General features: G+C 47.3%; 10 protein-coding genes and 4 pseudogenes. 11 read left to right on the top strand and 3 right to left on the bottom strand.

From position 1 onward, the window contains the following. From D908_RS21405 to D908_RS0118870, 3 pseudogenes are all read left to right on the top strand, one after another. Window positions 1-123, top strand: a pseudogene (locus D908_RS21405) (YecA/YgfB family protein); the annotation flags it as partial. 12 nt (window positions 124-135) lie between these two features. Then, a pseudogene (gene ubiH / locus D908_RS0118875) lies at window positions 136-1,343 on the top strand (2-octaprenyl-6-methoxyphenyl hydroxylase). Window positions 1,344-1,354: 11 nt separating this feature from the next. Continuing rightward, window positions 1,355-2,585, top strand: a pseudogene (locus D908_RS0118870) (FAD-dependent 2-octaprenylphenol hydroxylase). Window positions 2,586-2,653: 68 nt separating this feature from the next. Here D908_RS0118870 and D908_RS16260 read toward each other — a convergent pair. Both D908_RS16260 and ygfZ read right to left on the bottom strand, forming a co-directional pair. After that, entirely contained in the window at window positions 2,654-2,860 is a 207-nt protein-coding gene (locus D908_RS16260; protein ID WP_005522623.1) for a DUF1107 domain-containing protein, read from the bottom strand. A gap of 637 nt (window positions 2,861-3,497) precedes the next feature. Next, entirely contained in the window at window positions 3,498-4,469 is a 972-nt protein-coding gene (gene ygfZ, locus D908_RS16265) for a tRNA-modifying protein YgfZ (protein ID WP_005522621.1), read from the bottom strand. A gap of 152 nt (window positions 4,470-4,621) precedes the next feature. Between ygfZ and D908_RS16270 the strand changes: the two genes are divergently transcribed. After that, window positions 4,622-4,882 (top strand): FAD assembly factor SdhE, encoded by a 261-nt coding sequence (locus tag D908_RS16270; protein WP_000287745.1) that lies wholly within the window; start codon window positions 4,622-4,624, stop codon window positions 4,880-4,882. A gap of 4 nt (window positions 4,883-4,886) precedes the next feature. Then, window positions 4,887-5,276 carry a protein YgfX gene (locus tag D908_RS16275; RefSeq protein WP_476726722.1) on the top strand — a complete coding sequence of 130 codons (390 nt, stop codon included), beginning with the start codon at window positions 4,887-4,889 and terminating at the stop codon, window positions 5,274-5,276. Window positions 5,277-5,298: 22 nt separating this feature from the next. Here the strand turns inward: D908_RS16275 and nadB are convergent, their stop codons facing one another. Continuing rightward, window positions 5,299-6,906 carry an L-aspartate oxidase gene (gene nadB, locus D908_RS16280; protein ID WP_005522617.1) on the bottom strand — a complete coding sequence of 536 codons (1,608 nt, stop codon included), beginning with the start codon at window positions 6,904-6,906 and terminating at the stop codon, window positions 5,299-5,301. Between the two features lie 524 nt (window positions 6,907-7,430). On the opposite strand from nadB, the pseudogene rpoE reads away from it, so the two are divergent. The 6 genes and pseudogenes from rpoE to lepB all read left to right on the top strand — a co-directional run bounded on the left by rpoE (window position 7,431) and on the right by lepB (window position 12,974). Further along, a pseudogene (rpoE, locus tag D908_RS0118860) lies at window positions 7,431-8,002 on the top strand (RNA polymerase sigma factor RpoE). A 31-nt stretch (window positions 8,003-8,033) separates the two neighbouring features. Then, the gene (locus D908_RS16285) at window positions 8,034-8,651 is read left to right on the top strand and encodes a sigma-E factor negative regulatory protein (protein ID WP_000763846.1); all 618 of its coding nucleotides are present in this window, start codon (window positions 8,034-8,036) and stop codon (window positions 8,649-8,651) included. Next, complete coding sequence (gene rseB, locus D908_RS16290) at window positions 8,648-9,613, top strand: sigma-E factor regulatory protein RseB (RefSeq protein ID WP_000713984.1); 966 nt, start codon at window positions 8,648-8,650, stop codon at window positions 9,611-9,613. Before D908_RS16285 ends, rseB begins: the two co-directional genes overlap by 4 nt. Then, entirely contained in the window at window positions 9,610-10,080 is a 471-nt protein-coding gene (locus D908_RS16295; RefSeq protein ID WP_005514759.1) for a SoxR reducing system RseC family protein, read from the top strand. Before rseB ends, D908_RS16295 begins: the two co-directional genes overlap by 4 nt. Before the next feature lie 112 nt (window positions 10,081-10,192). Further along, complete coding sequence (lepA, locus tag D908_RS16300; protein ID WP_000680629.1) at window positions 10,193-11,986, top strand: translation elongation factor 4; 1,794 nt, start codon at window positions 10,193-10,195, stop codon at window positions 11,984-11,986. Between the two features lie 91 nt (window positions 11,987-12,077). After that, window positions 12,078-12,974 carry a signal peptidase I gene (gene lepB / locus D908_RS16305; RefSeq protein ID WP_000024073.1) on the top strand — a complete coding sequence of 299 codons (897 nt, stop codon included), beginning with the start codon at window positions 12,078-12,080 and terminating at the stop codon, window positions 12,972-12,974. Window positions 12,975-12,992 lie beyond the last annotated feature (18 nt).

The following is a 12,992-nucleotide window of genomic DNA, read 5'->3' as shown; positions in this document are numbered from 1 at the left end:
TGATTTGGCAGAGCAAGCGGAGCTTCTCGAGCAGGTAATCGAACATATGAAAGCCTGTGTGTTCACCCTTACATGTAATTTGGTGTAAAACCAGAGCATGATAGCAAGCCAACAGTGCATTAATAAGGAAGCGCGATGACGGACAGCAAGCAGCCCAGTTTGAGCAAGCCGATCAGTTTTGATGTGATCATCGCTGGTGGAGCGATGGCGGGCGCGACTTTAGCTTTGGCTTTACATCAACTGAGCCAAGGCAAACTTAAAGTGGCGGTTATTGAGGCGTTTGCCACCGATCATTCTGCGCACCCCGGATTTGATGCACGCAGTATTGCTCTGTCCTATGGCACAGTGCAGATCCTGCAAGATTTGCAACTCTGGTCGAGTTTGCGCCCTTTTGCGACTCCGATTGAGCATATTCATGTTTCGGATCAGTCCCATGCGGGGATGACAGATTTTCGCCGTGAATCACTTGGGGTGGAAGCATTGGGGTATGTGGTTGAGCTTGCTGATGTGGGCGAGTCTACGCCGAGTGTATGGCGAAATGTTCTTCCATCCAACAATTTGTGCCTAGTCGAGTAATCAATATTAGCCGTGAACAAGATTCGGTAACGGTACAACTCGACAGTGGTGACGCTTTACAAGGCAAGTTGTTGGTGGCTGCTGATGGTGCAATGTCCACCTGTTGCCAAGCGCTAGGGCTAACGATGCAGGAACACGATTTTGAGCAAGTTGCTCTGATCGCCAATATCACCAGTACTGAACCACATGCAGGGCGAGCTTTTGAGCGTTTTACGCCACACGGTCCAGTTGCTTTGCTCCCAATGAGCCAAGATCGCCTGTCTTTGGTATGGTGTTTGCCTCCATCCGAAGTGGAGACTTGGTTAAATTGCAGTGAGGCCGAGTTTTTACACGGTTTACAAAAAGCCTTTGGGTGGCGGTTAGGAGAGTTAACGCATGCGGGGGAGAGAAGTGTTTACCCGCTTGTTCTGCGCTATCGTGAACAAATCATCTCTCATCGATTTGCTATGGTGGGCAACGCCGCACAAACCTTGCACCCGATTGCCGGACAAGGTTTTAACCTTGGAATTAGGGATGTCGCAACGCTGGCCGAAGAAATAGCCAAGAGTGACGATGCAGGTGATTACGCTTTGCTGCAACGTTTTTATCAACGTCGGCAAACCGATCGCACCGCGACCATCAACCTTACTACAGGATTAGTGCATACTTTTTCTAACGACTGGTTACCCATGCGGATTGGTCGTAACCTTGGTCTGATGGCGATGGATAATCTGCCTTTATTAAAAACCCCGTTATTGCGCCGCACTCTCGGCATAGTTAACCGTTAATAGGTAAGAAAATGATGCAAAGTGTTGATGTTGTGATTATCGGTGGAGGCATGGTTGGCCTTGCGCTGGCGGCCGCTCTGAAAGAGAGTGATCTGCGTATTGCCGTAGGTCGAAAACCATTTGCCGGAAGATTCTTTAAACCCACTGCCGGATGTACGCGTTTCTGCCTTGAGTCGCTCAAGTGAGATTATGCTGCGTAACCTCAATGCGTGGGCTGGCATTGAAGCGCGCCGTGCTGCGCCATACACCGCAATGGAAGTGTGGGAGCAAGACAGCTTTGCGCGCATTGAATTTAAAGCCAATGAGATGACTCAGCCGAATCTTGGCCATATCGTTGAGAATCGAGTGATTCAGTTGGCGCTGTTAGAGCAGGTACAGCAGCAAGCGAATGTTACTTTACACGTTCCAGCAACGTGCCAGAGCATCGCAGTAGGTGAGAGTGAAGCGTGGCTTACTTTGAGCAATGGCCAAGCCTTGAGTGCTAAGTTGGTCGTGGGGGCTGATGGTGCGAACTCGTGGTTACGTCGTCAAATGGATATTCCTTTAACCCATTGGGATTATGGACACAGTGCGTTGGTGGCCAATGTGCGCACCAGTGAAGCGCACAATAAAGTCGCACGACAGATTTTTACACCGCAAGGACCTTTGGCTTTTCTGCCTATGGCAGAGCCACAGATGAGTTCGATTGTATGGTCAACCGAACCCTCACGCGCTGAAGCGCTGCTGAATATGAGTGAAGCTCAGTTTAACAAAGCGCTGACAGTGGAATTCGATGCCCGATTAGGCCGCTGTGAAGTGGTTGGAGAACGACAAGCTTTTCCACTTAAGATGCGCTATGCACGTGATTTTGTTGCGCCACGAATTGCTTTGGTAGGAGATGCGGCACACACCATACATCCTTTGGCGGGACAGGGCGTGAACTTAGGCTTGCTTGATGCCGCCAGTTTGGCACAAGAGTTGTTGAGTTTGTGGCAGCAAAATCGTGATATTGGCGATGAGCGTAACTTGCGCCACTACGAGCGTTGGCGTAAAGCTGAAGCGGCAAAAATGATTGCTGCGATGCAGGGGTTCCGCGATCTGTTTGAAGGTGATAATCCTGCCAAAAAGCTGATCCGTGGGATTGGTATGCGTCTAGTGGGTCAGTTGCCAGGTGCAAAAGATGAAATCATGAAACGCGCTTTGGGTTTGAAGGGCGATTTGCCTGAACTGGCTAAGCAGGTTTGGTTAGAACGCGCTTATTGACTAAGTAAAAAGGGTTGGCAGTGCCAACCCTTTTTATTAAATCGTTTTCTTATTGCCTGTTTGCTTGTTTATGCATATGCACAACGCAGTTTCATGATCTCTTGATTGACTTCTTTGACGGTCTGATAGTGGCGTTGTTCGGCTTTCTCTGGCAGTTTTAACTTACCATTGTCGAATTCAAATTTACCGACGCCATAGATATAAATTCTACCCTTAAACAGCCGACTTACGTGTTTAGCAATCATACCTGGTGTATAGCGCTTAAACAGTCTCATACTTCGATCCTTGCGTTGTTCTGGCACTGCTAAGTATAGAAAAACCTAATCAAAAATAGTGTGATAGGCTTGGTGAAATACGCAGTACTTACTGATTGTTTGGAATATCTGTGCAGAACTAAACAAAACTGCAGTTAAATATCCAGAATCATGTGACCAAACTTACAAATTCTTCTGGTGACGGATGCTGGCTTCTTGTGAACAGCGAGTATTAAGCCACCTTCTTATTACAGTTTTAAGAATAGTCGCGATAAAATCGAATTGGCAAGTTATTTGTAAAATAATTGTAAAAAAAATGCCCGCATTTGGGCGGGCGAATAGTCACAGATGCATTACACAAAAAGTGGATAACTTGAATGCTCAGTTGATTCACTTTTGAGTTGATGAACACAGGGTAAACTCAGTCACTCTGTGATGTCATCAACTGCGTATAGAATAGAGTATTGTTACCTGTTTGACTATTTATGTTTTTAATTTGAGTATAAATTCACAAATAAGTATTGGTTAATTTGAGATTGCTCGCGTAACGATGTAATGAGCTTAAGGATGTTGCATATAAGACTGGGTGATGAATGTGGGTTTTGATGAACTAGAGCTGCCACCTGAGGCAGCTCTGGTAAGAGGAAGGTTTCAATACTTACTCGTCGTTAAGTGAGTAAGGTAATGATTGAATATGCCAGCGAGTTTCTGGTTGGGAGGCTAAACGCAGTTCAACACCTTTTTCCAGATCATTTGGCAACACGATCAAGCCGATTGCGATGCCATCCTCAAATTGATAGTGGGCAAGGAGTTGTCCGGCACTGCGCCAGTTTTCACCAACGGCACGCTCAAGAATCACAGGTTCCTCATGGCTAAGTGGCGCATTGATGTTGCCTTTAACTATGTACATTGCACGCTTATTGATGCCGCGATACTTGGCGCGAGCTACGGTTTCTTGCCCTGTGTAACAACCTTTGGTAAAGCTGATGCCATTTACTGCTTGTACGTTGAGCGCTTGTGGAATGTGTTCATTCTGAGCGTTTTGCGTGATCACTGGCACGGCTTCTTCAATATCCATGCGTGTCCATAGAGCTTGTTCAACACACAGACCTTGCCAAGCATTCACGTACTGCTCCGCTTGTTCAGCAGCAACCAGCAGTAGCCAACGCAGCTCACTAATGCGTACAGCGGTACCCCCTTCGATACGACGTACATCACCAGTTTGCTCGGTCAAGCTATCAATCCAAGCGTTGGCTTGGCTACCCATTACACCTAATGCGATATCGCTGCTCTCGGCAATGGTCACTTTGGAGAAGATGGCGTATTTCTTCAGCTCGCGTAATTCGACTTCAATCGCAGATTGAGGCTGGAACATTGCGTAACCATCGTTGTGATGGAATAAACGAAACACAGACCATACCTTGCCTTTAGCATCGCAGTGCGCACCAAAGGTGACTTGCTGCTCTTCTAAAGAAACCACATTGCAGGTGACTTGCCCCTGTAGGTAAGATTTTTTATCTGCGCCAACCATAGTGATGGCTCCCCATGCGGTGAGATGCGTCAGCATCAACTCAGGTAGGGGATCGTGAGAAGAAAGATTGATCACTGAAAAACGATTTTGCCAGTCCATGTTGTTCACCACTGAGGAAAAAAGTCTCGCTATGTTAATCTGGATCAACTTTTTTGTCAGCTTGAACAGGGACTGTGACTGAGTTACTAGTTGTATGTCGATGCCCTTGTTAAACTCCGGGGCAAACAAAAACCATAAGGTGAGGAATACTGATGTACACCGCTGAACAAAAAGCGCGAATCAAATGGGCATGCCGTCGTGGTATGTTGGAGCTTGATGTGGTCATCATGCCATTTTTCGAAGAGTGTTTTGATTCACTGACTGAATCAGAGCAAAGTGACTTTGTGGCTTTACTGGAAAGCGACGATCCAGATCTGTTTGCTTGGGTCATGGGACATGGTCGCTGTGAAAATTTAGGCCTAGCTGCGATGGTGGATAAGATTGTCGCTCATAACCTCAGCAAAGTCCGTTAAGCTGATTTTTACTCCTTCCTATTACGCTCAGTTCATCGCACTGCTAGTCATGATGTTGATGCTCTGGGCGTTATTCGTTTCTTCTATTCCTCTTGTATTGGTTCCTTATTTTGCTGCGTGGATCTGGCGTGGTCACCGTCTCGGCCTATGGATGCCCAAAAGCGTAGAGGGAGAAATCGATCTCACGTTTTCAGGTACGTTGGAGCAAGATGGTCAGCGTTCGACATTCCATACGATCCACACACTCTATGCGCCATTTTTTGTTACCTTACAAGGCCAAGGCAAGCGTTGGTTTATCTGGCGTGATAGCTGTGACGAAACAACGTATCGACTGCTACTGGTGAGATTAAAACGGGAGCTCAATGGCTCCCGTGATAATGCGCAGATCTCTTGATTGCTGTTTCAAGCGGAGAGAGTTATTTTTCCGGCACTAGAATAGTTGGACCACTGTCTGCGAGCTGTTCTGGGTAGTCCAGCGTGTAGTGTAATCCACGGCTCTCTTTACGTTGCATCGCACAGCGAACCATTAATTCAGCCACTTGCAGCAAATTACGCATCTCGAGCAAGTTATTGGAGACTCGGAAGTTGCTGTAATACTCATGCGTTTCTTGTTGTAGCAGTTGAATTCGGCGCATGGCACGCTCTAAACGTTTATTGGTACGCACAATCCCCATGTAATCCCACATAAATAGACGCAGTTCGTGCCAGTTATGTTGCAGAACTACCTCTTCATCCGAGCAAGTCACTTGGCTTTCATCCCAAGCTGGGAGTGATTGGGGCATGCTCGCTTTAGGGAGTTGGGCGATGATGTCTTGCGCAGCTGACCACGCGTACACTACGCACTCAAGTAGAGAGTTGGAGGCCATACGGTTCGCACCGTGTAGACCTGTGTAGCTCACTTCACCAATCGCATACAGTTGTTTGAGGTCGGTTTGGCCTTGTGGGTTCACCATCACACCACCGCAAGTGTAGTGTGCGGCGGGGACAATCGGAATTGGCTCTTTGGTCATATCAATGCCCAAATCCATCAAGCGTGAGTAGATGGTTGGGAAATGTTTTTCGATAAAATCGGCAGGTTTATGGCTGATGTCCAGATACATACAGTCCGCGCCTAAACGCTTCATTTCAAAGTCGATGGCACGAGCCACGATATCTCGCGGAGCCAGCTCGGCACGTTCATCGAAATCCGGCATAAAGCGGCTACCATCTGGGCGGCGTAAATAAGCTCCTTCACCACGCAGAGCTTCGGTCAGCAGGAAATTACGTGCTTCTGGATGATACAGGCAAGTTGGATGGAATTGGTTGAATTCCAAGTTGGCAACACGGCAACCTGCACGCCAAGCCATGGCGATACCATCACCGGATGAAACATCTGGGTTTGAGGTGTACTGATACACCTTGGAAGCGCCACCAGTAGCAAGTACGACAAATTTAGCGCGGATGGTTTCTACGTGCTCTTCGTTGCGGTTCCATACATAAGCACCGACAACCTTGTTCGCATCACCACCAATCTTATCTTCGGTGATCAGATCCAGCGCATTGTGTCGTTCAAGTACAGTAATGTTGGGATGGTTGTGGGCGTTATCTTGCAGCGAGGTTTGCATTGCCATGCCTGTGGCATCGGCTGCATGTAAAATGCGGCGATGGCTATGACCGCCTTCACGAGTCAGATGGTAGCGTGGATGATCCGTATCGCTGTCCTCTTCTTTATCGAAAGGTACACCGCCATCAATTAACCACTGTACACATTCTTTCGCGTGCTCAGCGATAAAACGTACGGTTTGTTCATCACAAATGCCCGCACCTGCAATCAGCGTATCTTGCACATGTGATTCAATGCTGTCCGATTCATCAAATACTGCAGCAATGCCGCCTTGAGCGTAAAACGTCGCCCCTTCACTGCGCGGCCCTTTACTTAATACAATCACTTTTCCGTATTGAGCGACCTGTAAAGCAAGCGATAAGCCTGCTGCGCCACTTCCTATGACTAATACATCACATTGATGCTCTCGGTCTGCGTTCATAAAATTGCCAATTCCCAAACTGTAGCGAGTAATCCAACTCGAAATTGCTTTAAATTCCTCAAACGGCAACGGTGATGTAAAACAATCTCTAGCGTTTGAAGAATCGACACCATGTCCGATTAGCGAAAATGTCACTCTCCACAATCAAGTGGCAAGAAATAAACGGTAAATTCGGATCGTTGATACGGTGTAAGTCCTGCTATTATCATCGCGCTAAATGCAATAGTTTGTAAATGTTATTGTCATAATCGCTATTGCACTCTATTAATCCGCAACGCTAGCCTCTATATAGAGAGATGAAGCTGAGTCGCGAATCTGGCGACTGCGTAGAAGATTCATCCAAGCCAGTGAAAATGCTGCCTTGATAAGGTTTTGGGTAAAATATTTCACCCAATAGTGAACTTTCTCGATGATGCCTAGTCTCAAAGGTGCTCATGCAAGTAGTGGTGTCAATATTACAATTCGCATAATGAGTACCCATATCTGAGAAGGTAGGGGAAATAACAATAGGAGTGACCGCTCGAATGAACGAGCAACTGACCGATCAAGTATTGATTGAGCGAGTTCAGAATGGGGATAAGCAAGCATTTAACCTTTTGGTTTTGAGATATCAAAATAAAGTGTGCAACCTTATTTCCCGGTATGTGAGCAATTCCGGCGATGTAGCTGATGTAGCGCAGGAAGCGTTTATTAAAGCGTATCGAGCCATTCCAACTTTTCGTGGCGAGAGTGCGTTTTACACTTGGCTGTACCGTATTGCTGTAAATACCGCGAAAAATCACATTGTTGCGCAAAGCCGACGCCACCCGCAAGCGATGTTGATGCTGAAGAAGCTGAATTTTATGAAGGTGGTGACGCATTAAAAGAATTATCGAACCCAGAGAACATTACGTTGTCCAAAGAATTGAAACAGGTAGTGTTCAGTGCGATAGAAGCGTTACCTGATGATTTAAAAACGGCAATGACGTTGCGCGAGCTTGATGGCTTGAGTTACGAGGAAATTGCGGAAGTGATGGATTGCCCTGTAGGCACAGTGCGTTCCCGAATTTTCCGCGCTCGTGAAGCGGTAGAGAAGAAAATTAAACCTCTTCTATAACGCAAATTCCGTAATGACTATGGTGAATAGAATGGCTGACAAAGAAAAACTTTCAGCACTCATGGATGGCGAAATGATCGACAACGAGCTGATTTTAGGATTGGCTCAGGATCAAGAGGCGCGTGAAACGTGGAAGAATTATCACCTGATTGGTGATGTGCTCCGTGGTGATGCTCCGATGCAAAAGGAATGGAATATTGCTGAAAGTGTGGCCTTGGCGCTGGAAAATGAACCTGCGCACAACCCGCTGAACAGTTCACACAAAGTGATCGATCTGCAGCAGGCAAGACTGGAAGCACAACCGAAACCGCAACAGGCGAAGCGTCAGTTGCCTGCGTGGCTGACTCAGTTTGGTCAGGTGGGAATTGCGGCTTGTGTCTCTCTCGCAGTGATTTTCGGGGTTCAACAATATGGCGGCCAATCTTCAACCGATAACGAGCTACCTGTTCTGCAAACTATTCCATTAGCGGGAAGTGCAGAGCCAGTTAGCCTGACTCGAGATTCGGTTGAAAAGCACAGCCCAGACAGTACTATGCAAGAGCAACGTCGTCGCGTAAACGCCTTGCTGCAGGACTACGAACTGCAATTACGCCTAAATAGTGAGAATGCTTTATCTCACCAACACCCAGTTGAATCGGTTGTGGAATGAAGAAATTTTTGATCAGTGCGCTGACACTGTTCTGTGTGAATTCAACCGTCGCCTTTGCAGAGGATGAGTCTGCAGAGGCGTTGTTGTTTCAGATGAACGAAGCCAGCCAACATCTCAATTACGAACTCTCATACATCTTGGTCAAGAAGAACAGCATTGAGCCGCTTTTGTATCGTCATTCTCGACAGGATGATCAACAACTGGCGCATTTGGTGTACCTCAGTGGGCCGGTGCGGGAAGTCATTCGTCGTGGTGATGAAGTGAGTTACATTGAGCCGGGTGTTGAGCCTTTTACGATTGAATCGGGCAACATGGTTGCACCGACAATTCCGATGCTTAACACTGATATCGGTGAATTGAGTCGGTATTACGACTTTGTCAAAGTTGGTCGAGCCCGTGAAGCTGGAGCTGCCTGTCAGGTACTTCGTGTGGTACCTAAAGATGGCCTGCGTTATTCCTATGTTGTGTGGGTAGACGAAAAGAGTCGTTTGCCTTTACGTGCTGATTTGTTGGATCGTGATGGTGAAGTGCTTGAGCAATATCGCACGATTTCATTCTCACTCAGCGATCGCTTGGCGGAAATCATGGCTGGGCTAAATAAAGCACAACTCCCTGAAGTCCTTAAGTTACCCAAAGGCAGTGTGCAAGAAACCTTCTGGCAAGTGACTTGGGTTCCCGAGGGATTCAAAGCCATGGAACTTAATCGCTATCGCATGGCAATGACCGAGCGCTTAGTGGAAAGCCAAATGTATTCCGATGGCCTATTTAACTTCTCTGTCTATGTGTCAGCCAGTGATAACTATTCATTGAAAGGGCAGCTAGTAAGACAAGGCCGCCGCACCTTGCACAGTCTAGTGAAAGGTGAAAACGAAATCTCTGTGGTGGGGGACATTCCGCCAGCGACTGCGCAGCGTATTGCCCAATCTGTTATGTTTGGCGTGGGAGGCGTGAAAGCGCAATGATGACCGCATTAGCTACGGTGACTAAAGTGGTACCTGCTCACGAAGGATTTCAAGTGACCCTCAGCTGCGAGCAACAAACCAGTTGCAGTAGCTGTCACTCTTCAAAAAGCTGCGGTACGGGCATCGTTTCTAAAGCACTCGGTAACAAAACCTTGTTTTGGCGTTTACATACAACGCAAATGCTGCAGGCAGGTGAGGTGGTGGAAATCGGTTTACCAGAAAAAAGCCTGTTGCAATCCGCTGCGTTAGTCTATTTATTGCCGCTCTTTTTTATGATGCTTGGTGCTTGGCTTGGCACACAATGGCTGGCTCCTATGCTCGGTCTCGGTGAAGGCATTGTGATCCTTACTGCGCTGTTGTTTATTGCATTGGGTGTGTGGGTTGCTAAACGTTACGCGAAAGTGCTTGAACTGCGCTCTGAGCAGCAAGTGGTTTTGTTACGAAAACTGGGTATCCCGGTTGCCTAAATTATGATGCGAACCCCAACGAAATTGGGTAGAATCGCCCAACTTGAATGAATAGCCGCCAACGCGGCTTTTCTATGTCCTTATTATTTAAGAGTTTAGTCATCCCAAACCTATGAAGCACATTCGTAACTTTTCGATTATCGCCCACATTGACCATGGTAAATCGACTCTATCTGACCGTTTAATCCAAGTCTGTGGCGGCTTGAGCGATCGTGAAATGGCCGAGCAAGTTCTTGACTCTATGGATCTGGAACGTGAGCGTGGCATCACCATTAAAGCGCAGAGTGTGACTCTCGACTATAAAGCGAAAGATGGCGAAACCTATCAACTGAACTTTATCGACACTCCAGGGCACGTTGACTTCGCATACGAAGTATCTCGTTCATTGGCGGCTTGTGAAGGCGCACTGTTGGTGGTGGATGCAGGTCAAGGCGTAGAAGCGCAAACCCTAGCTAACTGCTATACCGCGATCGAAATGGATCTGGAAGTAGTGCCAATTCTGAACAAGATTGACCTGCCAGCGGCAGAACCTGAGCGTGTTGCTGAAGAGATCGAAGACATCGTAGGTATCGATGCGATTGACGCGGTGCGTTGCTCGGCTAAAACCGGTGTTGGTGTGGATGAAGTTCTGGAAAAGATCGTTTCTGCGATCCCAGCACCACAAGGTGATCCTGATGCACCACTGCAAGCGTTGATTATCGACTCATGGTTCGATAACTACTTAGGCGTGGTTTCTCTGGTTCGTATCAAAAACGGTAGCCTGAAGAAAAACGACAAGATCAAAGTGATGAGCACCGGTCAAACTTGGGGTGTGGATCGCTTAGGTATTTTCACACCAAAACAAGTGGATACCGATTCACTGGATACTGGCGAAGTAGGCTGGGTGGTGTGTGGTATCAAAGACATCATGGGTGCACCAGTGGGTGATACTCTAACCTTGGCGAAAAACGGTTGTGAAAAAGCGCTACCGGGCTTTAAAAAGGTAAAACCTCAGGTTTATGCGGGTTTGTTCCCTGTCTCTTCTGATGATTATGACAACTTCCGTGATGCGCTGGGTAAGCTGAGCCTTAATGATGCGTCTCTGTTCTATGAACCAGAAACCTCAGCAGCACTAGGCTTTGGTTTCCGTTGTGGCTTCCTTGGTATGCTACACATGGAAATCATCCAAGAGCGTCTGGAGCGTGAATACGATCTCGATCTCATTACTACTGCACCGACCGTAGTGTATGAAGTTCTGAAGACCAACAAAGAGATCATCTACGTTGATAGCCCAGCGAAACTGCCAGCCATCAACGATATTGAAGAGATTCGTGAACCGATCGCGCGCTGTAACATTCTGGTTCCTGCGGATTATCTGGGTAACGTTATTACACTGTGTATCGAAAAGCGTGGTACTCAGGTGGACATGGTTTACCACGGTAACCAAGTAGCACTGACTTACGACATCCCGATGGCGGAAGTGGTACTCGATTTCTTTGACCGTTTGAAATCTACTTCACGTGGCTATGCGTCTCTGGATTACGGTTTCCAACGTTTTGAAATGTCGTACATGGTGCGCGTAGATGTACTGCTCAATGGTGACAAAGTGGACGCATTGGCGATCATTACTCACCGTGATCATTCACAAACTCGTGGTCGCCTATTGGTTGAGAAGATGAAAGAGTTCATTCCTCGCCAAATGTTCGATATCGCGATTCAAGCAGCGATTGGTAACCACATCATCGCGCGTTCTACCGTTAAGCAATTACGTAAAAACGTATTGGCGAAATGTTACGGTGGTGACGTGAGTCGTAAGAAGAAACTGTTGAAGAAGCAGAAAGAAGGTAAGAAACGTATGAAGCAGATCGGTAACGTTGAGCTGCCACAAGAAGCGTTCCTTGCCATTCTGCATGTCGGCAAAGACTAATTTCTTTGGCGACTTCAAACTTATTGGTTTAACACATGAGTGAAAGGGTTTCGGCTCTTTCACTTTCGTATTTTTTAGATAAGGGAAGTCAATGGCGAACACATTCTCACTGATTTTGGTGATCGTAACTCTGGTCACCGGTATCGTCTGGACACTGGAAAAACTGGTGTGGGCTAAAAAACGCCAGCAGAAACAGGCTCAGTTACAGGCGCAAACGCCCGATCTGCCTGAGTCGGCGGTGAATAAAGCGTTGGCTCAGCCTTGGTGGGTTGAGAACAGCGTCTCTATTTTCCCTGTGATTGCCTTTGTTCTGGTTTTACGTTCATTTATCTATGAACCGTTCCAGATCCCCTCGGGTTCAATGATGCCAACCCTGCTGATCGGCGATTTTATTCTGGTTGAAAAATACGCTTACGGTTTGAAAGACCCCGTATGGCGCACTCAACTGGTGGAAACCGGTAAGCCAGAGCGTGGTGATATCGTGGTGTTCAAATACCCGGTAAACCCAAATATTGACTACATCAAACGTGTGGTCGGCATGCCGGGTGATACCGTGCGCTACAGCCCGGGCAAAGAGTTATGCATTCTGCGCCAAGGTGAAAGTGAATGCCAAGCGGTGAAACTCTCTAATGTGCAAGAAAGTGAGTTTTACCAAAACAACATTCCGCTTATCCAACTGGATGAGAAGCTTGGTAAGGTTGAACACAGTATTTTGGTCAACCCGCTGCGCATTGATAACGTGGCAGATTATCGTCCACGCAGTGGCGTGAATGAGTGGGTCGTACCACAAGGGCACTACTTTGTGATGGGTGACAACCGTGACAACAGTGCTGACAGCCGTTTCTGGGGCTTTGTGCCAGAGCAGAATCTGGTCGGAAAAGCTGTGGCTATCTGGATCAGTTTTGAATTTGAACGCGCTGCTGACAGCGTACTGCCAAGCTGGATTCCAACCGGAGTACGATTTAATCGTATTGGTGGGATTCATTAAGCCAGCGTAAGCTGGTCA

It is taken from the genome of Vibrio mimicus CAIM 602 (assembly GCF_000338875.1).
Classification (GTDB): Bacteria; Pseudomonadota; Gammaproteobacteria; order Enterobacterales; family Vibrionaceae; genus Vibrio; species Vibrio mimicus.
This window is presented reverse-complemented; position numbering and strand designations above follow the sequence as displayed.

What these genes read in the sequence shown, in the direction of transcription:
- D908_RS16260 (WP_005522623.1), bottom strand. Translation starts at nt 2,860, where the DNA reads ATGAGACTGTTTAAGCGCTATACACCAGGTATGATTGCTAAACACGTA.
- ygfZ (WP_005522621.1), bottom strand. Translation starts at nt 4,469, where the DNA reads ATGGACTGGCAAAATCGTTTTTCAGTGATCAATCTTTCTTCTCACGAT.
- D908_RS16270 (WP_000287745.1), top strand. Translation starts at nt 4,622, where the DNA reads ATGTACACCGCTGAACAAAAAGCGCGAATCAAATGGGCATGCCGTCGT.
- nadB (WP_005522617.1), bottom strand. Translation starts at nt 6,906, where the DNA reads ATGAACGCAGACCGAGAGCATCAATGTGATGTATTAGTCATAGGAAGT.
- D908_RS16285 (WP_000763846.1), top strand. Translation starts at nt 8,034, where the DNA reads ATGGCTGACAAAGAAAAACTTTCAGCACTCATGGATGGCGAAATGATC.
- rseB (WP_000713984.1), top strand. Translation starts at nt 8,648, where the DNA reads ATGAAGAAATTTTTGATCAGTGCGCTGACACTGTTCTGTGTGAATTCA.
- D908_RS16295 (WP_005514759.1), top strand. Translation starts at nt 9,610, where the DNA reads ATGATGACCGCATTAGCTACGGTGACTAAAGTGGTACCTGCTCACGAA.
- lepA (WP_000680629.1), top strand. Translation starts at nt 10,193, where the DNA reads ATGAAGCACATTCGTAACTTTTCGATTATCGCCCACATTGACCATGGT.
- lepB (WP_000024073.1), top strand. Translation starts at nt 12,078, where the DNA reads ATGGCGAACACATTCTCACTGATTTTGGTGATCGTAACTCTGGTCACC.